This is a genomic window from Enterobacter chinensis, from assembly GCF_034008295.1.
GTDB classification, from domain to species: Bacteria; Pseudomonadota; Gammaproteobacteria; order Enterobacterales; family Enterobacteriaceae; genus Enterobacter; species Enterobacter chinensis.
Genome location: NZ_JARDVI010000001.1, coordinates 554,453 through 575,930, shown reverse-complemented (window position 1 = coordinate 575,930; position 21,478 = coordinate 554,453). Strand labels below are relative to the sequence as shown.

The 21,478-nt window shown below is 57.6% G+C and carries 23 protein-coding genes; 11 read left to right on the top strand and 12 right to left on the bottom strand.

Annotated features, from left to right (window positions below; translation table 11 throughout):
* The first annotated feature begins 134 nt into the window (after positions 1–134).
* The 6 genes from PYW49_RS02875 to PYW49_RS02850 all read left to right on the top strand — a co-directional run bounded on the left by PYW49_RS02875 (position 135) and on the right by PYW49_RS02850 (position 5,979).
* Positions 135–1,277 carry an iron-containing alcohol dehydrogenase gene (locus PYW49_RS02875; protein ID WP_320385597.1) on the top strand — a complete coding sequence of 381 codons (1,143 nt, stop codon included), beginning with the start codon at positions 135–137 and terminating at the stop codon, positions 1,275–1,277.
* A gap of 17 nt (positions 1,278–1,294) precedes the next feature.
* Entirely contained in the window at positions 1,295–2,179 is an 885-nt protein-coding gene (locus tag PYW49_RS02870) for a dihydrodipicolinate synthase family protein (RefSeq protein ID WP_320385596.1), read from the top strand.
* A gap of 76 nt (positions 2,180–2,255) precedes the next feature.
* Positions 2,256–3,668, top strand: a complete 1,413-nt coding sequence (locus PYW49_RS02865) for a sodium:solute symporter family protein (protein ID WP_320385595.1) — start codon at positions 2,256–2,258, stop codon at positions 3,666–3,668.
* Position 3,669: 1 nt separating this feature from the next.
* Complete coding sequence (locus PYW49_RS02860) at positions 3,670–4,833, top strand: sialidase family protein (RefSeq protein WP_320385594.1); 1,164 nt, start codon at positions 3,670–3,672, stop codon at positions 4,831–4,833.
* The gene (locus tag PYW49_RS02855; protein WP_320385593.1) at positions 4,830–5,300 is read left to right on the top strand and encodes a YhcH/YjgK/YiaL family protein; all 471 of its coding nucleotides are present in this window, start codon (positions 4,830–4,832) and stop codon (positions 5,298–5,300) included. The genes PYW49_RS02860 and PYW49_RS02855 overlap by 4 nt, the downstream gene beginning before the upstream one ends.
* Before the next feature lies 1 nt (position 5,301).
* Entirely contained in the window at positions 5,302–5,979 is a 678-nt protein-coding gene (locus tag PYW49_RS02850; protein ID WP_320385592.1) for an SDR family NAD(P)-dependent oxidoreductase, read from the top strand.
* On the opposite strand, the gene PYW49_RS02845 is transcribed toward PYW49_RS02850, so the two are convergent.
* On the bottom strand, positions 5,976–6,767 hold the full coding sequence (locus tag PYW49_RS02845; protein ID WP_320385591.1) for a PhzF family phenazine biosynthesis protein: 792 nt from the start codon (positions 6,765–6,767) through the stop codon (positions 5,976–5,978). The two genes, PYW49_RS02850 and PYW49_RS02845, sit on opposite strands and share 4 nt — an antisense overlap.
* A 27-nt stretch (positions 6,768–6,794) precedes the next feature.
* Positions 6,795–7,583 (bottom strand): PhzF family phenazine biosynthesis protein, encoded by a 789-nt coding sequence (locus tag PYW49_RS02840; protein ID WP_320385590.1) that lies wholly within the window; start codon positions 7,581–7,583, stop codon positions 6,795–6,797.
* 177 nt (positions 7,584–7,760) lie between these two features.
* Between PYW49_RS02840 and PYW49_RS02835 the strand changes: the two genes are divergently transcribed.
* Positions 7,761–8,957 (top strand): sugar transporter, encoded by a 1,197-nt coding sequence (locus PYW49_RS02835; RefSeq protein ID WP_320385589.1) that lies wholly within the window; start codon positions 7,761–7,763, stop codon positions 8,955–8,957.
* Between the two features lie 84 nt (positions 8,958–9,041).
* Here PYW49_RS02835 and PYW49_RS02830 read toward each other — a convergent pair whose 3' ends face one another.
* Entirely contained in the window at positions 9,042–9,707 is a 666-nt protein-coding gene (locus PYW49_RS02830) for a MarC family NAAT transporter (protein ID WP_023311775.1), read from the bottom strand.
* A 255-nt stretch (positions 9,708–9,962) separates the two neighbouring features.
* Here PYW49_RS02830 and marR point away from each other — a divergent pair, with 255 nt between their 5' ends.
* From marR to marB, 3 genes are read left to right on the top strand one after another with little or no spacing between them, the layout of a single operon-like run.
* The gene (gene marR, locus PYW49_RS02825; RefSeq protein WP_032647191.1) at positions 9,963–10,397 is read left to right on the top strand and encodes a multiple antibiotic resistance transcriptional regulator MarR; all 435 of its coding nucleotides are present in this window, start codon (positions 9,963–9,965) and stop codon (positions 10,395–10,397) included.
* A 20-nt stretch (positions 10,398–10,417) separates the two neighbouring features.
* Positions 10,418–10,798, top strand: a complete 381-nt coding sequence (gene marA / locus PYW49_RS02820) for an MDR efflux pump AcrAB transcriptional activator MarA (protein WP_008502237.1) — start codon at positions 10,418–10,420, stop codon at positions 10,796–10,798.
* A 33-nt stretch (positions 10,799–10,831) separates the two neighbouring features.
* Entirely contained in the window at positions 10,832–11,050 is a 219-nt protein-coding gene (gene marB / locus PYW49_RS02815) for a multiple antibiotic resistance protein MarB (protein WP_320385588.1), read from the top strand.
* Between the two features lie 32 nt (positions 11,051–11,082).
* On the opposite strand, the gene eamA is transcribed toward marB, so the two are convergent.
* Positions 11,083–11,985 carry an O-acetylserine/cysteine exporter gene (gene eamA / locus PYW49_RS02810; protein ID WP_320385587.1) on the bottom strand — a complete coding sequence of 301 codons (903 nt, stop codon included), beginning with the start codon at positions 11,983–11,985 and terminating at the stop codon, positions 11,083–11,085.
* A gap of 194 nt (positions 11,986–12,179) precedes the next feature.
* Here eamA and ydeE point away from each other — a divergent pair, with 194 nt between their 5' ends.
* Positions 12,180–13,373, top strand: coding sequence for an efflux MFS transporter YdeE (gene ydeE, locus PYW49_RS02805; protein WP_320385586.1), 1,194 nt, complete (start codon positions 12,180–12,182; stop codon positions 13,371–13,373).
* Positions 13,374–13,422: 49 nt separating this feature from the next.
* Here the strand turns inward: ydeE and zinT are convergent, their stop codons facing one another.
* From zinT to PYW49_RS02765, 8 genes are all read right to left on the bottom strand, one after another.
* Entirely contained in the window at positions 13,423–14,064 is a 642-nt protein-coding gene (zinT, locus tag PYW49_RS02800) for a metal-binding protein ZinT (protein WP_320385585.1), read from the bottom strand.
* Between the two features lie 52 nt (positions 14,065–14,116).
* A complete protein-coding gene (gene urtE / locus PYW49_RS02795; protein ID WP_134350271.1) occupies positions 14,117–14,815 on the bottom strand; it encodes an urea ABC transporter ATP-binding subunit UrtE in 699 nt (232 codons plus the stop codon).
* A gap of 9 nt (positions 14,816–14,824) precedes the next feature.
* Positions 14,825–15,622 carry an urea ABC transporter ATP-binding protein UrtD gene (urtD, locus tag PYW49_RS02790; protein WP_320385584.1) on the bottom strand — a complete coding sequence of 266 codons (798 nt, stop codon included), beginning with the start codon at positions 15,620–15,622 and terminating at the stop codon, positions 14,825–14,827.
* Positions 15,622–16,695, bottom strand: coding sequence for an urea ABC transporter permease subunit UrtC (gene urtC / locus PYW49_RS02785; protein ID WP_320385583.1), 1,074 nt, complete (start codon positions 16,693–16,695; stop codon positions 15,622–15,624). The genes urtD and urtC overlap by 1 nt, the downstream gene beginning before the upstream one ends.
* Positions 16,695–18,269: an urea ABC transporter permease subunit UrtB gene (gene urtB, locus PYW49_RS02780; protein WP_320385582.1), complete on the bottom strand. Its 1,575-nt coding sequence runs from the start codon at positions 18,267–18,269 to the stop codon at positions 16,695–16,697. The genes urtC and urtB overlap by 1 nt, the downstream gene beginning before the upstream one ends.
* A 23-nt stretch (positions 18,270–18,292) precedes the next feature.
* Positions 18,293–19,564 (bottom strand): urea ABC transporter substrate-binding protein, encoded by a 1,272-nt coding sequence (gene urtA, locus PYW49_RS02775; RefSeq protein WP_047348546.1) that lies wholly within the window; start codon positions 19,562–19,564, stop codon positions 18,293–18,295.
* A 204-nt stretch (positions 19,565–19,768) separates the two neighbouring features.
* Entirely contained in the window at positions 19,769–20,872 is a 1,104-nt protein-coding gene (locus PYW49_RS02770) for a cobalamin-independent methionine synthase II family protein (RefSeq protein WP_320385581.1), read from the bottom strand.
* Positions 20,873–21,028: 156 nt separating this feature from the next.
* Complete coding sequence (locus PYW49_RS02765; protein ID WP_134350266.1) at positions 21,029–21,442, bottom strand: rhodanese-like domain-containing protein; 414 nt, start codon at positions 21,440–21,442, stop codon at positions 21,029–21,031.
* Between the last annotated feature and the right edge of the window lie 36 nt (positions 21,443–21,478).

Genomic DNA, 21,478 nt, shown 5'->3' with positions numbered 1-21,478 from the left:
CAATCATGATTGATTATATGTGAGCAAGATCAAGTTAATCAGTTTGCGAATAAATTATAAATTTAGCCACACGATGACCATGAAGCGTCTTATTTGAGCGAAATCAATCATGGGCACAGAGACAGGAGAAAAGTGTGGGTACGATCAACAGCACCATTATTAGCGGCGCGAATGCTATCGCCGCCATCAGGCCGTTACTTACTGATAAAACGCAGCTCTTGCTGGTGACGGACGGCAATATTGCGCGTCTGGAGGCGGCGAAGCAGATCCGCGCGATCCTCGAAGAGGACAACCGCCGCGTCACGATTATTGACACGGTGCCGCCTGAACCCTCCCACCATGATGTGAGCCAGCTGCTCGCCGGGTTAACGGGAACGTTTGGTCTGGTCGTCGGGCTAGGCGGGGGGAGCGTACTGGATGTGGCCAAACTGCTTTCGGTGCTCTGCCACCCGCAGTCACCGGGGCTGGACAGCCTGCTGGCGGGAACAAAACCCGTGGCGCGTATCTCCTCGTTGCTGATCCCGGCTACTGCCGGAACCGGTTCGGAAGCGACGCCGAATGCCATTCTGGCCATACCGGAGCAAAACACGAAAGTGGGCATTATCTCCCCCGTGCTGCTGCCCGATTACGTCGCCCTGCTGCCGGAGCTGACGACCAGCATGCCCGCGCACATTGCCTCATCCACCGGGATTGATGCCCTGTGCCATCTGATAGAGTGTTTCACCTCAACGGTCGCCAACCCGGTCAGCGATAACGCCGCGCTGATGGGCCTGTCTAAGCTGCTCAGCAACATTGAAACGGCCTGCGCCGAACCGGGCAATCTGATGGCGAAGCTGGAGATGCTGTGGGCGTCTTACTACGGCGGGGTCGCCATTGCGCACGCCGGCACGCATCTGGTTCACGCCCTTTCCTATCCGCTCGGCGGCAAATATCACCTGCCGCACGGCGTCGCCAACGCCATTCTCCTGGCGCCCTGCATGCGCGCGGTTCGTCCCCACTGCGTGACGAAATTTGCGCAAGTCTGGAATTTGGTGCCCGGCGCGGAGACGACGCTATCAGACGAAGATAAATCCCACGCGCTGGTGGAATACTTTGCCGCACTGGTGCGCAGGCTCAACCTGCCGGACAACCTGGAGACGCTGGGTGTCCCACGCGAGGACATCGCCGCACTGAGCGATGCGGCCCTTAACGTTAAACGGTTAATGAACAACGCCCCTTACCAGGTCAACCACGACGAGGTGCAGGCAATTTACCGGACGCTGTTTCCCCAACATTAATATCGAAGGAGTGAGAAATGCGTAACACAATCAGGGGCGTGCTGACGGCCATCGTGACCCCCTTTGACACGGAAGGCGCGCTGAATCTGTCGGGTCTTAAACGACAGCTCGATCGTCAGCTCAGCGCGGGCAACGGCATTTTCTGCGGTGGCACCAACGGCGAGTTCTTCGTGCTGAACGAAGAGGAAAAAATCGCCGTCACCCGTACCTGTGTGGAGGCGGTTGCCGGGCGCGCGCCGGTCGTGGGGCACATTGGGGAGATCTCAACCCGCGAAACCATCCGTCTGGGGAAACAGATCGCCATGCTGGGCGTCGATGCCGTATCCGTCATTACCCCTTACTTCGTGCCGCTAAAGCAGGCTGAGCTTGTGGCGCACTACACCGCGATCGCCGACGCGCTGGACGTACCGGTATTTCTGTACAACATACCGGCGCGTACCGGCAACATCATAGAGCCCGTGACCGCACGCACGCTGGCCGGGCATCCCAACATCATCGGTATTAAAGACAGCGCAGGAAGCTACGAGAGCCTGCGCGGATTCCTCAATGCGGTAAGCGACATTGACGGGTTCGACGTGCTCAACGGTCCGGATTCACTGATCCACCAGGGTTTCGTTGACGGATGTTCAGCCTGTATTTCCGGGCTGGCGAACGTGGCGCCAGCGGCCATCAACGCCATCTGGTCACGCTTTAACGCGGGTGATATCGAAGGTTCCCGGCTGGCGCAGGATAGCGTCACTCAGCTGCGCACAGAGCTGTACAACGTGGCGTTTTCGCCTGCCGCCGTCAAAAAAGCGCTGCAGATTATGGGAGAAGAGGTCGGCGAAAGCCGCTATGCCGTGGCGTTTAACGAACAGCAGCTTGAAGAGATACGTCGAATAGTGACAACGTCACTGAATTAACCGGCGTTGGTTTCGTCCATAAGAATACCGGGTGCCTGAGGTGCCCAGGATTCACTCGCCCTGAAGAGAGGCAAAGATGAATAATTTTACCGCTGAAGATACCCTGATTATTGTGGGCATAGTCATTGCCTACATCCTGTTCACCACCTGGCTGACCTTCCGGATCCGCAGTAAAAACTCCGGGGACTTTATGGAAGGCTCCCGCGCAATGCCGGCGTTTATCGTCGGGATCCTGTTGATGTCCGAGTATATTGGCGCTAAATCCACCATCGGCACCGCGCAGGCGGCGTTTGAAGACGGGTTTGCCGCGTCATGGTCCGTTATCGGGGCCGCGATTGGCTTCCCGCTCTTTGGGCTGTTGCTGGTAAAGCGCATATACAACACCGGGAAAATCACCATCTCGGGTGCGATTGCTGAAAAATACGGTAACAGCACCAAAAACATTATCTCCATCATCATGATTTACGCCCTTCTGCTGGTTAACGTGGGGAATTACGTTAGCGGCGCAGCGGCCATTTCCACGGTATTGAAAGTCAATCTCCCTGTTGCCGCCTTCATTACGGCCATTGTCAGTACCTTCTATTTCGCCTTTGGCGGCATGAAGGGCGTGGCCTGGGTTACGGTGCTGCACAGCGCGCTGAAATACTTCGGCATCCTCGCTATTATGGGCTTTGCGCTGTCGAAAACCGGCGGTTTTACGCCGATGATTGAAAACATGCCGGACTTCTACTGGACCTGGGATGGCAACATCGGCGCGACGACCATTTTCGCGTGGCTGATTGGCACCATCGGCTCCATCTTCTGTACCCAGTTTGTCATTCAGGCGATTTCCTCCACCAAAGACGTGAAATCCGCTAAGCGTTCCACCTGGGTCGCCTTCTTCTTCTGCCTGCCGATTGCGCTGGCCATCGCGGTGATTGGCGTGGCGGCAAAATACCTGCACCCGGAGATCGACAGCCTCTATGCGATGCCGATTTTCCTGCAGGATATGAACCCGTGGCTGGCCGGCGTGGTGACCACCTCTCTGGTGGCGTCCATCTTCGTCAGCGTCAGTACCGTTGCGCTGGCCATCGCCTCCCTGGTGGTAAAAGACTTTTACGTGCCGATGCGCAACCCGACGCCCGAGCAGGAGTTTAAAGCCACCCGCTGGATCTCTCTTCTGATTGGTTTCCTGCCGCTGATTTTTGTTCTGCTGGTGCCTGAAGTACTGAAGCTCTCGTTCTTTACCCGCGCCATTCGCCTGTCTATTTCAGTGGTGGCCGTTATCGCATTTTACGCCCCGTTCTTCCGCAGCACCCGCGGTGCCAATGCGGGCCTGATTGGTGCCTGCGTCGTGACCTCCGTCTGGTATCTGCTGGGCGATCCTTTCGGAATCAACAATATGTACGTCGCCCTGGTAACCCCAGCCATCATCATGGCGATCGACCGTCTCATTCCGGGAAAAGCGCAGGGTAAAGCGCCAACCCCCGTTGAAAATAATGGAGTCTGATATGTCTGAAACCGTAACCCGCGACGGGATTATTCGCCCGCAACAGGATGCTCACGTGAAGGCCGCCATGCTGCCTTCCTCTTGCCCACAAAACCACGCGGCGAATCTACTGCCGCTGCCGGACGGCTCGCTGATGTGCGTCTGGTTTGGGGGAACTCAGGAAGGCATTGCGGATATTTCCGTATGGGGTTCACGCCTGACGCCGGGCAGCCAGCAGTGGAGCGATGCGGTAAAACTGTCTGATGATGCCACGCGTTCCGAACAAAACCCGGTTCTGTTCCTGGCCCCGGACAACGTGCTGTGGCTGCTGTGGACCGCGCAAATCTCGGGTAATCAGGACACGGCCATTGTGCGCTATCGCCAGTCCCGGGATCTGGGTAAAACCTGGGGGGACATCGCGACCCTGCTTGATAAACCGGGCACGTTTATCCGCCAGCCGATTGTTGTGCTGGACAACGGTAGCTGGCTGCTGCCGGTGTTTTACTGCCGCACGCGGCCGGGCGAGAAATGGGTCGGCAACGATGACATCAGCGCGGTAAAAATCTCCAGAGACGGTGGCAAAACGTGGCGCGACGTCGAGGTGCCGGAGAGCCTGGGCTGCGTGCATATGAACATCACCCCGCTCAGTAACGGCACCCTGGTGGCGCTGTTCCGCAGCCGCTGGGCGGACAATATTTACTACAGCCAGTCAACCGATAACGGTGAAAGCTGGTCCGTACCGGAGCCCACGGAGTTACCCAATAACAACTCGTCTATCCAGGTGACCACGCTTGCGAGCGGTGAGCTGGCGCTTGTCTTTAACGCCATGAGCGCCGCCGGCGCACGGGAACGTCGCGCCTCGCTATACGATGAAATTGACGATGGTGACGGTCGTAAAGAGCCGGTTGTCACCGACGGTCGGGCTGCCTTCTGGGGCGCACCGCGCGCCCCGATGACCGTCGCCATTTCGCCGGACGGCGGGAAAAGCTGGCCGTGGCAACGTCATCTGGACGAGGGGGATGGCTACTGTATGACCAACAACTCCCTGGAAAAGCTCAATCGCGAATTCTCCTATCCCAGCATCAAGCAGGGACCTGAAGGGGATCTGCATATCGCGTATACGTATTTCCGTCAGGCCATCAAATACGTGCGGGTGACGCCAGAATGGATCAAGGAGCCAGTATGATTATCGGACATCTCAACGCCCTGCCGCTGGCAGGGCTACCGCCCGCGCTGTACGCCCTGCTTTCGCGCCCGGACTGCACGCTTAAGGCGCTCAGCGAACGCGATGACGGGCGCTGGCAGCCAGACGATGCGCCATGGTTTTGCCACGTCGGCCCGGCGCAAACCCAGCCGCGCGCCGAGCGGCACACGGAGTATCATCATCAGTGGGCGGATATCCAAATCGTGTTAGCCGGTGAAGAGCACATTTACGCTGGCGCGCTTCCCGCAGGCAGGCCGGGTGACGAAGAGCGTAAGCCGGATCTCTTTATTGCTTCATCAGCCGGGCACAGCGTGAGGATCCGCCTGGCCGCAGGCGACTTTGCGGTCTTTTGTCCCGGTGAACCTCACCAGGCGCTGTGCGCTGCAGAGGCACCGATGACCGTGCGCAAAGCGGTGTTTAAAATTCCGCGCGCGATGCTGGAGGTCTGACATGCGTCACGCCGTCGTCACCGGAGCCAGCTCCGGAATTGGTGAAGCTATCGTTAAGCGTTTGCTGGCGGAGGGCTGGCAGGTCACCGGGCTCAGCCGACGGGCCGTGATGCCGGATACCCCGGGCTTCACCTGCCTTCGCGTTGATATTACCGACCAGGACGCGCTAAGCAACGCCCTGCACACCATCGCCACGCCCCGGGCGGTGATCCATGCCGCCGGGATGATGGCCGCCGCGCCGCTGGGCCAGCTTGAAAGCCGCGTTAGCGCGTCCCTGTGGCAGCTCCACGTCCTGGCCTGTGAGACGTTGTTTAACCATTTTGCGCCCGCAATGGCTCCGGGTGGACGGTTGGTGGCGATAGGCAGCAGAACCTCCCGCGGTGCAGCAGGACGATCGCAGTATGTTGCCAGCAAAGCGGCGATGGTGGGGATGGTCAGAAGCTGGGCGGCGGAACTGGCTCCGCGCGGGATAACCGCTAACGTGGTCGCGCCAGGCGCCACCCAAACGCCGATGCTCAGCGCGCCGGGGAGAGAAACTTCACCGCCCAAATGTCCGCCAATCGGGCGTCTCATCGCGCCAGAAGAGGTGGCGGGACTGGTGAATTTCTTGCTTAGCGACGACGCCGCCGCCATCACCGGTCAGGAGATGGTGATATGCGGCGGCGCCTCACTCAGCTAGCGCAGGAAGATACGCCCTTTCAGATACAGGGTAGCCTGGCCGCCAATCAGCACCCGGTCGCCCTTCAGTTCGCAGCGCAGATCCCCGCCACGGTACGACACCTGGCGGGCGTTCAGTGATGTTTTACCCAGCTTTTCGCTCCAGTACGGGATCAGCATGCTGTGAGCGGATCCGGTGACCGGATCTTCCGGCACCCCTTCCCCCGGGCAGAAGAAGCGGCTGACGAAGTCATACTGGTCTCCCGGCGCCGTCACGCAGACCATTTTATCCAGCGGAAGCATCGCCCCAATATCCGGCGTTAACGCTTCCACCTGCTGCTGACTCTCCAGCACGACCATGTAATCGCGTCCGGCGCGCACCTCTTTCGCCCCGGTAATGCCCAGCGCGCTAAACAGCACCTCTGGTGGGTTTTCGACGACTTCCGTCGCCCACGCGGGGAAGTTCAGCGTCAGCCAGTCGCCGCTGCGTTTGACGGTTAGCTCGCCGACAAAGCGCGTGGTGAAGGTGATCTCGGTATGCGGATAATCAAGATATTCGAAAATGACGTGTGATGCAGCCAGCGTAGCATGACCGCAGAGGTTAATTTCACCCAGCGTGGTAAACCAGCGCAGTTCATACCCACCGTCGATGCGCACGAAAAAGGCGGTCTCCGACTGGTTATGCTGCTGCGCCATTTTGAGCAGCGTCTCGTCCGGCAGCCACTCTTGCAGAGGACATACCGCTGCGGCGTTGCCGCCAAAGGTTTTGTCGCTGAAGGCATCCACCAGATAAAAATCAATTTCCTGCATTGTCTCTTCCTCTCTTGTTATGGCTATTTAGCGCAGAAAAACTGTGCCTTTCAGATAAAGTGTGGCCTGCCCGCCCATCAGCACGCGCGCTCCTTTCAGCTCACAGCGCACATCGCCGCCTCGCGCTGAAACCTGGCGGGCAAACATCGTCGTTTTGCCCAGCTTTTCGCTCCAGTACGGGATCAGCATCGTGTGTGCGGAGCCGGTGACCGGGTCTTCCGGGACGGATACCCCCGGGGAGAAAAAGCGGCTGACAAAATCGTATTCATCCTCACCCCGCGCCGTAACGCTCACTTTATGTTCGCCTGGCGTCATCGCCGAAATGTCTGGCGTGAGGGCTTCAACCTGCTGGCGATTGTCCAGAACAATCAGCCAGGCGCGCCCTTTACGGGCTTCAACGTAGCGGCTGATGCCCAACGCCGAGAGCATCTCCGGCGGGGGCGTCTCTTCCTGGGTAGGGCATGCCGGGAAGTCCAGCGTCATCCACTCTCCTTCCCGGCTGACCGTCAGGCGGCCAGACGCGGTATCAAAGTGGATCCGCGAATCAGGGTAATCCAGCTCAGTAAACAGGACGTACGCCGCCGCGAGCGTAGCATGACCGCAGAGATTGACTTCGGTCAGCGTGGTAAACCAGCGTAGCTCAATGCCGCCTTTACTGCAGACGAAAAAGGCCGTCTCTGACTGGTTATGCTGCTGCGCCAGTTTCAGTAAGGTCTCATCGGGTAACCACGCTTTCAGCGGACAAACGGCGGCAGGGTTGCCTCCAAATGATGTATCGCTGAACGCATCGACCAGATAAAAATCAATCTCCTGCATTGTCTTACCGCCTGTTTTTATTGCGTTGTTCTTTTATATTCAATGAAAACAGCGTTCCCGGCTACCGCTTTCATAAGGTAAATATTGAGATCTACATCACATAATGGTTGAGTTTTCGCCGTTCGACGTTTTAAGATCGTCTCCTCTTCTTTTCAGCAACGAATCTCCGACATCCCTATGACAACGAACACAGTTTCCCGCAAGGTTGCGTGGCTACGCGTGGTCACGCTGGCCATTGCCGCGTTTATTTTTAACACCACAGAATTTGTTCCGGTTGGGCTGTTGTCTGACATCGCTGAAAGTTTCCAGATGGAAACGGCTCAGGTGGGCATTATGTTGACCATCTACGCCTGGGTGGTGGCGCTGATGTCCTTGCCGTTTATGCTGCTGACCAGCCAGATAGAACGCCGCAAGCTGCTGATCGGTCTGTTCGTGCTGTTCATTGCCAGCCATGTCCTGTCGTTTATGGCGTGGAATTTTACGGTGCTGGTCATTAGCCGCATCGGTATTGCCTTTGCCCATGCGGTGTTCTGGTCGATCACCGCGTCGCTGGCTATTCGCCTGGCGCCGGCGGGTAAACGCGCTCAGGCGCTGAGTCTGCTGGCTACCGGTACCGCGCTGGCGATGGTGCTGGGTCTGCCGATTGGCCGCATCGTGGGACAATACTTCGGCTGGCGTACCACCTTCTTCGCCATCGGCATGGGCGCGCTGATTACCCTGGTGTGCCTGATAAAACTGCTGCCCGCGCTGCCCAGCGAGCATTCCGGCTCGCTGAAAAGCCTGCCGCTGCTGATGCGCCGCCCTGCGCTGCTGAGCATCTACCTGCTGACCGCCATCGTGGTGACGGCCCATTACACGGCGTACAGCTACATTGAACCGTTTGTGCAGGTTGTGGCGGGCTTTAGCGCGAACTTTGCCACCGTTTTACTGCTGATCCTCGGCGGAGCGGGCATAATTGGCAGCGTGCTGTTTGGTAAGCTGGGTAACCGCCATGCCTCCCTGCTGGTGAGCAGCGCCATTGGCCTGCTGCTGGCCTGCCTGCTGCTGCTGATGCCCGCCGCGGGCAGCGAGAGCCATCTGGCGATCCTCAGCCTGTTCTGGGGCGTGGCGATCATGGTTATTGGCCTGGGCATGCAGGTGAAAGTGCTGGCTCTGGCGCCGGATGCAACGGACGTGGCGATGTCGCTGTTCTCCGGGATTTTCAATCTGGGTATTGGCGCGGGGGCGCTGGTGGGAAATCAGGTCAGCCTGCACGTGTCGATGTCGGCGATTGGCTATCTGGGTGCCATTCCGGCACTGGTGGCGCTTATCTGGTCAGTGCTCATCTTCCGTAAATGGCCGGTGGCACTGGAGGAACAAGGGCAGCATGGGTGAGCCTTCTTGCCGGGTGGCGGCTTCGCCTTACCCGGCCTACAAAACCCGTAGGCCCGTGCAAGCGAAGCGCCGCCGGGCAAGACATCAGTGATAGGTCTTAATAATTTCCAGCACGCCGTTAATAATAAACTGCACGCCCATACAGACCAGTAAGAAGCCCATCAGACGGGAAATCGCCTCGATACCGCCCTTGCCAACCCAGCGCATAATGGCGCCGGAGCTGCGCAGTGACGCCCACACGATAACCCCGATAATCGCAAAAATCAGCGGCGGTGCAACCGTCAGCACCCAGTCAGGGAAAGTTGCGCTGTCGCGCACCGTCGACGCGGAGCTGATGATCATCGCAATGGTACCCGGCCCCGCAGTGCTCGGCATGGCAATCGGCACAAACGCAATATTCGCACTCGGTTCGGTTTCCAGCTCTTCGGATTTGCTGGCCGCCTCCGGCGACTCATGGGCCTTTTGCGCCGGGAACAGCATGCGGAAACCGATAAAGGCCACAATCAGCCCCCCGGCGATACGCAGGCCAGGGATGGAAATCCCAAAGGTGTTCATCACCACCTGTCCGGCGTAGTAGGCCACCATCATGATGGCAAACACATACACCGAGGCCATCATCGACTGATGGTTGCGCTCGGCGCTGTTCATATTCCCTGCCAGCCCGAGGAACAGCGCCACCGTCGTTAACGGGTTAGCCAACGGCAGCAAGACCACCAGCCCAAGGCTGATTGCTTTTATTAAATCCAACATAGTGCGTTGTTGTCCTTATCCATATTTAACACAGCAATTATAGGGTGAAAGTGTGACATTCAGCCATGGGCGCAACGTAACGATTATTTTCCTCCAGAAATGATAACTGACAGTTATCTATCTGATTTGAAAGACCTCAAAAATAGTTCATGAAACGTTTTAGCAATTCGTGGCATCGGCTAATTCATTCAGTTGACTTATACTTGCCTGAGCAATAATATCTGCCGTGACTAACTACTTGCCAGGGCAACCATTGTGAAAAGCACCAGTGATATCTTTAACGACGTTGTTCCGCTGGGTCGTCTTATTCATATGGTAAATCAGAAAAAAGATCGCCTGCTCAACGACTATCTGTCACCGCTGGATATCACCGCGACACAGTTCAAAGTGCTGTGTTCCATTCGCTGCGAAGTGTGTATCACACCGGTTGAGCTGAAAAAGGTGCTCTCTGTCGATCTGGGTGCGTTAACCCGCATGCTCGATCGTCTCGTCTGCAAAGGATGGATAGAACGAAGCCCTAACCCGAATGACAAACGCGGCGTACTGGTGAAGCTGACGAGCGATGGCGCGGACATGTGCGAGCAATGTCATCAATTAGTAGGACAAACACTGCATCAGGAACTAACAAAAAACTTAACGGCAGATGAAGTGGCAACCCTTGAGCTTTTGCTGAAGAAAATACTGCCGTAAACAGAAAAAGAGGTATGACGATGTCCAGACGCAATACTGACGCTATCACCATTCATAGCATTTTGGACTGGATCGAAGATAACCTGGAATCGCCGCTCTCCCTTGAAAAAGTGTCAGAGCGTTCAGGTTACTCCAAATGGCACCTGCAACGGATGTTCAAAAAAGAGACCGGCCATTCATTAGGTCAATACATTCGCAGCCGCAAGCTGACGGAAATTGCCCAGAAGCTGAAAGAAAGCAATGAGCCGATCCTTTACCTGGCGGAGCGTTACGGATTTGAATCGCAACAAACCCTGACGCGTACGTTCAAGAACTATTTTGACGTGCCGCCTCATAAGTACCGAATCACCAGCGTGCCGGGTGAATCCCGATACCTGTATCCGTTAAAACACTGTAGTTAATCATCGCCTGTAACAGACGTAACCGAGGAAATCATGAAAGTTACCGCCTCCGCCGCCCTCGCCTTGCTGGTGCTGTTCACCAGCCAGACCTTCGCGGAGCAAACCCCTCGTGCAACGCAGCAAAATAATCCTGATACGATGATTTTGCCGTCAGCACATGACCAGACGCCTTATGATTTCAACCATATGGGTGCTGGTAGCGACAAATCCGACGAATTAGGCGTGCCTTATTATAATCAGCACGGCCTCTGATTCGTTTTTGCCCCGCAGACGCGGGGCTTTTTTTATGCCTTTCTTACCCGCGTCACCCGACGCACGCGCAGGCCAAAGACATTGATGTACAGCCCGGCCATGATCAGCACTGCGCCCAGCAGCTGCAGCGCGCTCAGCGTTTCATCCAGCAAAAGTGCCGCACTGGCAAGCCCCACAACCGGAACCAGCAGGGATAACGGCGCGACGCGCCAGGTTTCATAGCGACCCAGCAGCGAGCCCCAGATCCCGTAGCCCACAATGGTGGCGACAAAGGCCAGATAGACCAGAGAAAGGATGGTGGTCAGATCGATCTCAACCAGGCTGTTGAGCATGACCTGAGGGCCATCCAGGATCCACGCCGCGACCATAAACGGTAAGACGGGGATCAGGGCGCTCCACACCACCAGGGACATCACCTGCGGACGTGCTTCATGCTGCATAATCAGCTTGTTGAAGATATTCCCGCAGGCCCAGCTCAGCCCTGCCGCCAGCGTCAGCATAAAGCCCAGCAGCGCCACGTGTTGTCCATTCAGACTGGCCTCTATCAGCACCAGCACGCCAAACACCGCCAGCGTAATGCCCGCCAGCTGTTTACCCTGCAGGCGTTCGCCAAACACAAACGCGCCGAGAATAATGGTAAAGAACGCCTGCGCCTGTAAAACCAGCGAGGCAAGACCGGCCGGCATACCGAACTTGATGGCGCAGAAGAGAAACGCGAACTGGCCAAAGCTGATGGTCAGACCGTAGCCCAGCAGCAGTTTTAAGGGGATTTTAGGACGGGCGACAAAGAAGATGGCCGGGAACGCAACCAGCATAAACCGCAAACCGGCCAGCATGAGCGGAGGCATGTTATGAAGCCCCAGCTTGATGACCACAAAATTGAGCCCCCATACTACGACCACCAGCAACGCCAGCAGCCCGTCTTTACGCGTCATACCCTGCCCCTGAATTATTAATTATTTGTTAACACTTCAAGGTAACAGAAAAAACTGCGCCGCGAGAAGATCATTAATTCTGGCAGTCAGGCGAAGCACTTACGGATAAATTGGGCGCTATACAAGCTCCTTATGTCGTGATACTCCTTTTAGAACACAACATAAAAAAGCATAAGCATTTGTCGGGCAGGAATATGAAACCATCTCTCAGGCGCTCAACCGCAGCGCTGCTGGCATCGTCATTGTTATTAACTATCGGTCGGGGGGCAACGCTGCCGTTTATGACCATTTATCTCACGCGCGTCTATAGCATGAGCGTCGAGAATATTGGTTATGCCCTGACGATTGCGTTGACCATTGGCGTGGTATTCAGCCTGGGATTTGGCATTCTGGCCGATAAGTTCGATAAAAAACGCTACATGCTGATCGCGATTGTGGCCTTTATCGCCGGATTTGTGGCGATCCCGCTGGTGGATAACGTCACCCTGGTGGTGCTGTTCTTTGCGCTGATCAACTGCGCCTATTCCGTTTTTTCGACGGTGCTGAAAGCCTGGTTCTCCGACGTGCTGACCTCAAGTGAAAAAGCCCGCGTTTTTTCGCTGAACTACAGCTTCCTGAATATTGGCTGGACGATCGGGCCGCCGATTGGCACCCTGCTGGTGATGTACAGCCTGCAACTCCCGTTCTGGCTGGCGGCCTTCTGCGCCGCCCTGCCGCTGGGGTTTATCCATTTCTTCGTGCAAAAGAGCGTGGCGTTAGATACCGCCGAGGAGAAGATGCCGTGGCAGCCGTCAGTATTGCTGAAAGACCGTGCGCTGTTCTGGTACACGCTCTCTGGCCTGCTCGCGTCATACGTTGGCGGATCGTTCGCAACGTGCATTTCGCAGTATGTCCTGGCCGCGCATGCAGACAGTAATTTCGCCGAAAAGGTGGTCGCCGTGGTGCTGCCCGTCAACGCCGCCGTGGTGGTGACGCTGCAGTACGCCCTGGGCCGCAAGATCTCAGCCCGCAACATTCGCCCGCTGATGACCGTAGCAACCCTGTTCTTTATCGTTGGGTTGGCCGGCTTTATGCTCTCCGGTGAAAACCTGATTTACTGGGGCATCGCTGCCGCCATCTTTACGCTGGGTGAGATTATCTATGCGCCAGGCGAATACATGCTGATCGACAACATCGCCCCGCCGGGGATGAAAGCCAGCTACTTCTCCGCTCAGGCGCTGGGCTGGCTCGGCGCGGCGGCAAACCCGATGATCACCGGTATTATCCTGACCAACCTGCCGCACTGGTCATTGTTCGTGATTATGATGGCCGCCATTGTCGTTGCATGGTTGATGATTTTGCGTGGCATGAGCGTGAAGGCGTGGTGCGAAACGCCCAACGTAGCGTAGCGCTTGTAGGCCGGGTAAGGCGTAGCCGCCACCCGGCAACAACAACAGCCTAGTGGTGCAACATCTCCTCCACCACCTGCTCTTTGTACATCTCGTTCGGATAATAGGTCGGCCAGTTATCCATCTCTTTCAGAAGCGCCTCGTGGGAGGTGTTGCCCATGAAGATGTGGAAATGCGAAGAGGCCTTCGGCGCGATGGTATGGTCGCTGAACTGCACAAACTTCGGTGCCTTGCTGCTGGCGTCCTTACACTCGAACAGATAGCGAACGCCCTTTTTGCCCGATGCGTAGGTCAAAATTTTGTACCCGCTGTAATCATAACGACAGCTACTGACCGCTTTGCCCTTATGAAATTCCATCACGTTATTTTCGATGCCGATGGCATCCACATCCGTCGCATACCCCGTGCGGTAATACGCTTTTACCTGGTCGAAGGATTTGCTTTTATCCTTTTCGGCCTTCTTCCTGAAGACCGGATCCAGCGAACCATCGACCAGGAAGGGGTAGACGGACTGCCAGGTGCCGTCCCAGTCAGACAGCTGTCTGTCCTTGACGTCTTTGTCCTCAAAGACGCCATTCGCCGCCTTTTGTTCCGCTTCGCTCATCGCGTGTCCGTGTGAATGGGCAAACAGCTGGCCGCTGACCAGCATCGCCCCCAGAGTCATGGCAAATTTCCCAATATGTGCAGCCAAAATAACACCCTCATTCCGTTTTATAAGAATGAGGATGTTATATTATAACATTTCAAATCGCAACCAACCCGCGAACGCCCTCCTGCTCCATGTTTTCTCCCCGCCCGCGCTGAATGATGGTGCCACGCGACATCAGCAGGTAGCTGTCGGCCAGTTCGGCGGCAAAGTCGTAAAACTGCTCGACCAGCAGAATTGCCATATCCCCCCGGTCCGCCAGGGTGCGGATCACCTGGCCAATCTCCTTAATCACCGAAGGCTGTATGCCTTCCGTGGGCTCATCGAGGATCAGCAGCTGCGGGCGGCTCGCCAGCGCGCGACCAATCGCCAGCTGCTGCTGTTGACCACCGGAGAGATCGCCCCCGCGACGGTGCTTCATCTCTTTGAGCACCGGGAACAGCTGCCAGATCTCGTCCGGCACCTGCTTTGCCTCGCGGGCGGAAAAGCGCGACAGCCCCAGCAGGAGATTCTCTTCCACGGTCAGCCGCGGGAAAATCTCCCGTCCCTGCGGGACATACGCCACGCCAGAGTGCACCCGCTGGTGCGGCTTACTGTGGGTGATCTTTTTCCCCTGCCAGATGACCTCCCCGGTTTTCGCCGGGATCAGCCCCATCAGACACTTCAGCAGCGTGGTTTTCCCTACGCCGTTGCGTCCCAGCAGGCAGGTAACTTCTCCGGTGACGGCTTCAAAGCTCACACCGCGCAGGATATGGCTTCCGCCGTAATACTGATTCAGTTCGTTGACCTGTAACATCCTCTCTCCTTAACGTCCCAGATAGACCTCAATCACCTGCTCGTTGGCCTGCACCTCGCGAAGCGACCCTTCCGCCAGCACGCGCCCCTGATGAAGCACCGTCACGCGATCGGCAATGGTTTCCACAAAGCCCATATCGTGCTCCACCACCATCAGGGAATGTTTGCCCGACAGCGTTTTGAACAACTCTGCGGTATATTCCGTTTCCGCGTCGGTCATCCCGGCGGCGGGTTCATCCAGCAGCAGCAGGTGCGGGTCCTGCACCAGCAGCATGCCAATCTCCAGGAACTGTTTTTGCCCGTGCGAAAGCAGCCCGGCGCGGCGGTCCCGCTCGTTGCTAAGGCGAAGCAAAACCAGCATCTCATCGATACGGTCGCGCTGCTCACCGTTGAGCGTGGCCCGCAGGCTCGCCCAAACGGATTTATCGGTTTTCATCGCGATTTCGAGGTTTTCCCACACCGTCAGCGCCTCAAAGACCGTGGGTTTCTGGAATTTACGCCCGATGCCCTGACGGGCGATGGCCGCAGGCTCCAGCCCGGTCAGATCGACGGACTGATCGTAAATAGCTCGCCCGCTTTTTGGCCGCGTCTTGCCGGTGATCACGTCCATCAGCGTGGTTTTACCAGCCCCGTTGGGACCAATCACGCAGCGCAACTCGCCCACGCCGATATTCAGCGAGAGATCGGTCAGGGCCTGAAACCCATCAAAATTCACGTTAATGGATTCAAGCTGAAGCACCGGGTCGGTCTGTTCGCGGTAGCGATCGCCGGGCAACTGGCGAGTGAATAACCCTTCGGCTGGCTGCATTATTTTTCTCCCTTACGAAACAGGCCGTAGACGCCGCGCGGTAAAAACAGCGTGACGGCGATAAAAATCAATCCCAGAAACAGCTGCCAGTACTCCGGCATCGCGACGGTGAAGAAGCTCTTCGCCCCGTTGACCAGCGCCGCGCCAATCACCGGCCCGACCAGCGTTCCGCGCCCACCCAGCGCCACCCAGATGGCGGCTTCTATCGAGTTTGTCGGCGACATTTCACCGGGGTTGATAATGCCCACCTGCGGGACATACAGCGCGCCGGCCAGGCCGCACAGCACCGCAGAGAGCGTCCATACCAGCAGCTTGAACCCGCGCGGGTCGTATCCGCAAAACGTCAGGCGGTTTTCAGCGTCGCGAACGGCCGTCAGAATGCGGCCAAACTTGCTCTTCGCCAGCGCGAATCCGCTGCCCAGCGCCAGGAGCAGCAACAGTACGGTCGCCAGAAACAACGCGACACGCGTGGTGGTTTCCGTCACCGAAAATCCGAGCAGCGTGGTGAAGCCGGTAAAGCCGTTATTGCCGCCAAAGCCGGTTTCGTTGCGAAAGAACAGCAGCATCCCGGCATAGGTCAACGCCTGGGTCATAATCGAGAAATAGACCCCTTTGATCTTTGAGCGGAAGGCAAACCAGCCAAACACCAGCGCCAGCAGCCCGGGGACCAACACAATCAGTACCAGCGCCCAGGCAAAATGCTGGGTTCCCCACCAGAACCACGGCAGTTCGCTCCAGGAGAGAAACGACATAAACGCAGGCAGACCGTCACCCGCCGCCTGGCGCATCAGGTACATGCCCATCGCATAGCCGCCCAGGGCGAAGAAAATGCCATGCCCCAGGGAGAGCATGCCGGCATAGCCCCACACCAGATCCAGCGCCACCGCAACGATGGCATAGCAGAGGATCTTCCCGAGAAGGGTCAGCATCCAGGTCGATAGCGCCAGCGGATGCGTCGCGGGCAGTAAGGCGAAAAACGGCAATATCAGCAGACACACCACCAGCAGGCTGCCGGCAATCTGCGTTGTGCGCGGCGCTTTACGCGCCAGCGTTAAGGTCAGCGGCTGGCTCATCAGTCAATTACCCTCCCTTTCAGCGCAAACAGCCCCTGAGGGCGTTTCTGAATAAACAGCACGATCGCCACCAGAATCAGGATTTTACCCAGCACGGCCCCCATCTGCGGTTCAAGGATTTTATTGAAGATCCCCAGACCAAACGCCGCGGCGACGCTGCCTGCCAGCTGACCAACCCCGCCGAGAACGACCACAAGGAACGAGTCGATGATGTACCCCTGACCCAGCTCCGGCCCGACGTTACCGAGCTGGGATAGCGCCACGCCGCCCAGACCCGCAATGCCGGACCCCAGTCCAAACGCCAGCATATCCACACGCCCGGTCGGCACGCCGCAGCAGGCGGCCATGCTGCGGTTTTGCGTCACCGCGCGCACGTTCAGACCCAGGCGGGTTTTATTCAGAGTGAGCCAGGTGAAGAACAGCACCAGCAGCACGAAGCCCAGCACAACGATACGGTTCCACGGCAGGGTCAGGTTGGCAAAAACCTGCACTCCTCCGGAAAGCCATGCCGGGTTCGCCACCTCCAGGTTCTGGGCGCCAAACGTCATGCGCACCAGCTGGATAAGCATCAGGCTGATCCCCCACGTCGCCAGCAGCGTTTCCAGCGGACGGCCATACAGATGACGAATCACGGTGCGCTCCAGCACCATCCCGATGCCCGCCGTCAGGCAGAATGCGACCGGCAGAGCAATAACGGGATAGAGCGCCAGCCACTGGGGAGCAAGCCCGGCCATCGCCTGCTGCACCATCCACGTGGCATACGCGCCCAGCATCAGCATCTCGCCGTGCGCCATATTAATGACCCCCAGCAGGCCGTAGGTGATGGCGAGCCCCAGCGCTGCCAGCAGCAGCACCGACCCCAGCGACAGCCCCATAAACGCCTGGCCCAGGAGGTCACCCCACATCAGTCGATGCTGGATCTGGCTAAGGCTCTCCTGCGCGGCGGCGCGAACCCTGCCGTCAGGCTCGGTCTGCACCTGGGTAAACGGAGTAAGTCTGGACTCCACGTCCGGATCGTCGGACTGCCCCAGCCGTTCGACTGCTTTGCGGCGCACCTCTGCCTGCGGGCTGGTCAGCTGGAGATTCGCCACCGCCAGCAACAGCGCCTGACGCGCCACCGCATCCGTTTCATCCTTTAGCCGCGTTTCCAGAAAGGCCAGCATCCCGGGCTGGGCATCCCGCTGAAGCTGACGTGCTGCCGCGCGCCTTTCGGTGACGCTGTCACTGACGAGCTGATGGGTGGCGATGGCCGTTGCGGCAAGCACGCGCAGCCGGTTAGTCAGGCGAACGGCTTTGGTTGGCCCTGCTGCCGCCTGACTTTCACCGAGCGGGATGACGTCGCCATTGCGTTGTGCAAAGGCGTGCTTCTGTGCGTCGACGTAGAGGTTTTCCTTTTGCAGCGCCTGGAGCAGCGGCAACCTTGCTGCATCCGGCGACGCGGCCCACTGCGTCAGCAATTCCGCCTGCTGGCTGCGACTGGCGGCAACAAAACGATCGGCATCCGATGCCTGCGCCATCCCTGGCAGCAGTCCGGTAAGCCATACAAGCGCGACAATCGTGCGTATGAGGTTCATGGCTTTCTCCCTGCGGTGATGGCTTAGTTACTGGCGGTTTTCATCGGCTGGTCGGGCTTTTTGTCATTCCCGGCAATGAACGGGCTCCATGGCTGAGCACGTACCGGCTGTTCCGTCTGCCACACCACGTTAAACTGGCCGTTGCCTTCGATTTCGCCGATCATGACCGGCTTATGCAGATGGTGGTTGGTGGCATCCATGGTGAGCGTAAAGCCAGACGGTGCCTTAAAGGACTGCCCGGCCATCGCCGCACGCACTTTATCCACATCGGTGGAGCCCGCTTTTTCTACCGCCTGCGCCCACATATGGATGCCCACGTAGGTGGCTTCCATCGGGTCGTTGGTCACCACGGTATCGGCGTTCGGCAGCTTATGTGCTTTGGCATAGGCTTTATAGTCCGCCACGAAGGCCTGGTTGGTCGGGTTATCGACGGACTCAAAGTAGTTCCACGCGGCAAGGTTACCCACCAGCGGTTTGGTGTCGATCCCGCGAAGCTCTTCTTCACCCACGGAGAATGCCACCACCGGCACGTCCGTCGCCTTCAGCCCCTGGTTAGCCAGCTCTTTGTAGAACGGAACGTTGGAATCGCCGTTGATGGTCGAGACCACGGCAGTTTTGCCGCCCGCAGAGAATTTCTTGATATTGGCGACGATGGTCTGGTAGTCGCTATGGCCAAACGGGGTATAAACCTCTTCGATGTCCTTATCCTCAACCCCTTTCGAGTGCAGGAAGGCGCGCAGGATTTTGTTGGTGGTACGCGGATAGACGTAGTCCGTGCCCAGCAGGAAGAAGCGTTTCGCCGCGCCGCCGTCTTCGCTCATCAGGTATTCCACCGCCGGGATGGCCTGCTGGTTCGGCGCAGCGCCGGTATAGAAGACATTCGGCGACATTTCCTCGCCCTCGTATTGCACCGGGTAGAACAGCAGGCCGTTCAGCTCCTCGAAAACAGGCAGGACGGATTTGCGCGAGACCGACGTCCAGCAGCCAAACACTACCGCCACTTTATCCTGACTCAACAGCTGGCGCGCTTTCTCGGCAAACAGCGGCCAGTTTGAGGCCGGGTCAACCACCACCGGCTCCAGCTTCTTACCCAGCACGCCACCTTTGGCGTTGATCTCATCAATCGTCATCAGGGCAACGTCTTTTAGCGGGGTTTCGGAGATCGCCATGGTGCCGGAAAGAGAATGCATGATCCCCACTTTGATGGTATCGGCCGCCTGCACGCCGAAACTCATTCCCATAGCAACGACAGAGGCAGACAACGCAAAGGCTTTTAATAAAGTACGACGATGCATATTTTCACTCCTGAAAAAGAACGCTGTGCGAAGACGTCCGTTACGGCGTGGACGCGAATAAAAATGTGTCAGCGAAGCAGGAGCAAAAAGGATGCCAGAATGAAGAAAGCGCGAATGCAGGAGGTGAAGCGCAGGATGTAAAGAGAATGTCTCAGAATAGCCCAGCGCTGCACTTTTATAATGCAGCGCTGGGGAAAAACGTGATTACCAGACTTCGCTGGCGATCCGCGTTACCAGCCGGACTTTGTCCCACTGCTGGGTTTCGCTCAGGCTGTTCCCCTCTTCGGTAGAGGCAAAGCCGCACTGTGGGCTGAGGCAAATTTGATCTTTCGCCACGTATTTCGCCGCCTCTTCCAGACGGGCTTTAATCCCTTCCGGGTTCTCCAGCTCACCATTTTTAGTGGTGATAAGACCCAACACCACCTGCTGCTTGCCTGGGCGAACAAAGCGTAGCGGCGCGAAATCTCCGCTGCGGTCGTTATCATATTCAAGGAAGAACGCGTCAACGTTGACCGTGCCAAACAGCACTTCCGCCACCGGCTCATAGCCGCCTTCGGAGATCCAGGTTGAACGGAAGTTACCGCGGCAGACGTGCAGCCCGATGGTCAGATCGTCCGGCTTGCCCTCCAGGGCCTTGTTCAGCACGCGGGCATAAATGCGCGCCAGCTCATCGGCATCGTCACCGCGCTCGCGGATCTGACGGCGCTGATCGTCCGAACAGAGATAGGCCCAGACGGTGTCATCCAGCTGCAGGTAACGGCAGCCCGCGTCGTAGAAGGCCCGGATGGCGTCGCGCCAGGTGGTCGCCAGATCGTCAAAATAAACGTTCAGGTCCGGATACACGTTCGCATCAATGTCTTTGCGACCGCCGCGGAAATGCAGCACGCTCGGGCTGGGGATCGTCATCTTCGGCTGAGCATTACCGCTGATGCTTTTCAGATAACGAAAATCTTCGAGCATCGGATGCTCGCCAAAGCCTAGCTTGCCGGTAACGCGCACGCCGTGGGCTTTGGTTTGCACCCCGTTGAACTGAATGCCCTGCTGTGAATCGTAACGCTCCACGCCCTGCAGACCGTCGAAGAAGTCGAAGTGCCACCAGGCTCGGCGGAACTCGCCGTCGGTGACCACATTCAGCCCGCACGCGCACTGTTGCTCAACAACATGGCGGATAGCGTCATCCTCAACCGCACGAAGCTGTCCGGCGTCGATTTCGCCGCTGGCAAATTTCAGGCGAGCCTGTTTGATGGCATCCGGGCGTAAAAAACTGCCAACTACATCGGCGCGGTATGGGGCATGGTGTCGTTGCATGGAAATCTCCTCAGTCTGCCGACGATAATTGCCAGCAGTGATAATTCATTATTTGAATCTTTAGACTTCTGGATGTCTAGATGTCCAAAAAAGATGTCATACCTGTCCTGTTCCGGCAAACGAGAAAATTTCACGGGTGTTGAAAAAAATTCATGTTCACAGTGCGGCGGCGGCTTCGCTGCTGGCAAAGGCGAACTTTTCATCTTCCCAGCCGGTGATCCCCCCGAGCATGATTTTGACCGGCAGCCCAAGACGCGCCAGCTTTAGCGCGGCTCTGTCCGCGCCGTTACAGTGTGGCCCTGCGCAGTAGACGACGAACAGCGTGCCCTCAGGCCATTGGGCCATACGTTCTGCGGTAATCTGGCTCCGTGGCAGGTGCAAGGCGCCGGGCACGTGCCGGCGGGCAAACTGCTCCGGGCTTCCCACCACGTGCAGCAGCACGAAGTCCTGCTCATGGTTGACAATGGCGTGATGCACATCTGCGCAGTCGGTCTCGACGCTCAGACGACGCAGAAAATGGGTGACGGCTTCCTGCGGCTCTGCAGCCGGAAATTCAGTAACATAGCTCATGAAACTTCCTCATCTTTAGCGTTTGTGTTAACACTA

Bases quoted from the DNA above. Each gene is read 5' to 3' on its own strand.
- urtA (WP_047348546.1), bottom strand. From the start codon at position 19,564: ATGCATCGTCGTACTTTATTAAAAGCCTTTGCGTTGTCTGCCTCTGTC.
- eamA (WP_320385587.1), bottom strand. From the start codon at position 11,985: ATGACGCGTAAAGACGGGCTGCTGGCGTTGCTGGTGGTCGTAGTATGG.
- PYW49_RS02770 (WP_320385581.1), bottom strand. From the start codon at position 20,872: ATGCAACGACACCATGCCCCATACCGCGCCGATGTAGTTGGCAGTTTT.
- ydeE (WP_320385586.1), top strand. From the start codon at position 12,180: ATGAAACCATCTCTCAGGCGCTCAACCGCAGCGCTGCTGGCATCGTCA.
- PYW49_RS02870 (WP_320385596.1), top strand. From the start codon at position 1,295: ATGCGTAACACAATCAGGGGCGTGCTGACGGCCATCGTGACCCCCTTT.
- PYW49_RS02855 (WP_320385593.1), top strand. From the start codon at position 4,830: ATGATTATCGGACATCTCAACGCCCTGCCGCTGGCAGGGCTACCGCCC.
- PYW49_RS02835 (WP_320385589.1), top strand. From the start codon at position 7,761: ATGACAACGAACACAGTTTCCCGCAAGGTTGCGTGGCTACGCGTGGTC.
- PYW49_RS02840 (WP_320385590.1), bottom strand. From the start codon at position 7,583: ATGCAGGAGATTGATTTTTATCTGGTCGATGCGTTCAGCGATACATCA.
- urtD (WP_320385584.1), bottom strand. From the start codon at position 15,622: ATGCAGCCAGCCGAAGGGTTATTCACTCGCCAGTTGCCCGGCGATCGC.
- PYW49_RS02865 (WP_320385595.1), top strand. From the start codon at position 2,256: ATGAATAATTTTACCGCTGAAGATACCCTGATTATTGTGGGCATAGTC.
- marB (WP_320385588.1), top strand. From the start codon at position 10,832: ATGAAAGTTACCGCCTCCGCCGCCCTCGCCTTGCTGGTGCTGTTCACC.
- PYW49_RS02765 (WP_134350266.1), bottom strand. From the start codon at position 21,442: ATGAGCTATGTTACTGAATTTCCGGCTGCAGAGCCGCAGGAAGCCGTC.
- marA (WP_008502237.1), top strand. From the start codon at position 10,418: ATGTCCAGACGCAATACTGACGCTATCACCATTCATAGCATTTTGGAC.
- urtB (WP_320385582.1), bottom strand. From the start codon at position 18,269: ATGAACCTCATACGCACGATTGTCGCGCTTGTATGGCTTACCGGACTG.
- urtC (WP_320385583.1), bottom strand. From the start codon at position 16,695: ATGAGCCAGCCGCTGACCTTAACGCTGGCGCGTAAAGCGCCGCGCACA.
- PYW49_RS02830 (WP_023311775.1), bottom strand. From the start codon at position 9,707: ATGTTGGATTTAATAAAAGCAATCAGCCTTGGGCTGGTGGTCTTGCTG.
- PYW49_RS02850 (WP_320385592.1), top strand. From the start codon at position 5,302: ATGCGTCACGCCGTCGTCACCGGAGCCAGCTCCGGAATTGGTGAAGCT.
- PYW49_RS02860 (WP_320385594.1), top strand. From the start codon at position 3,670: ATGTCTGAAACCGTAACCCGCGACGGGATTATTCGCCCGCAACAGGAT.
- urtE (WP_134350271.1), bottom strand. From the start codon at position 14,815: ATGTTACAGGTCAACGAACTGAATCAGTATTACGGCGGAAGCCATATC.
- PYW49_RS02845 (WP_320385591.1), bottom strand. From the start codon at position 6,767: ATGCAGGAAATTGATTTTTATCTGGTGGATGCCTTCAGCGACAAAACC.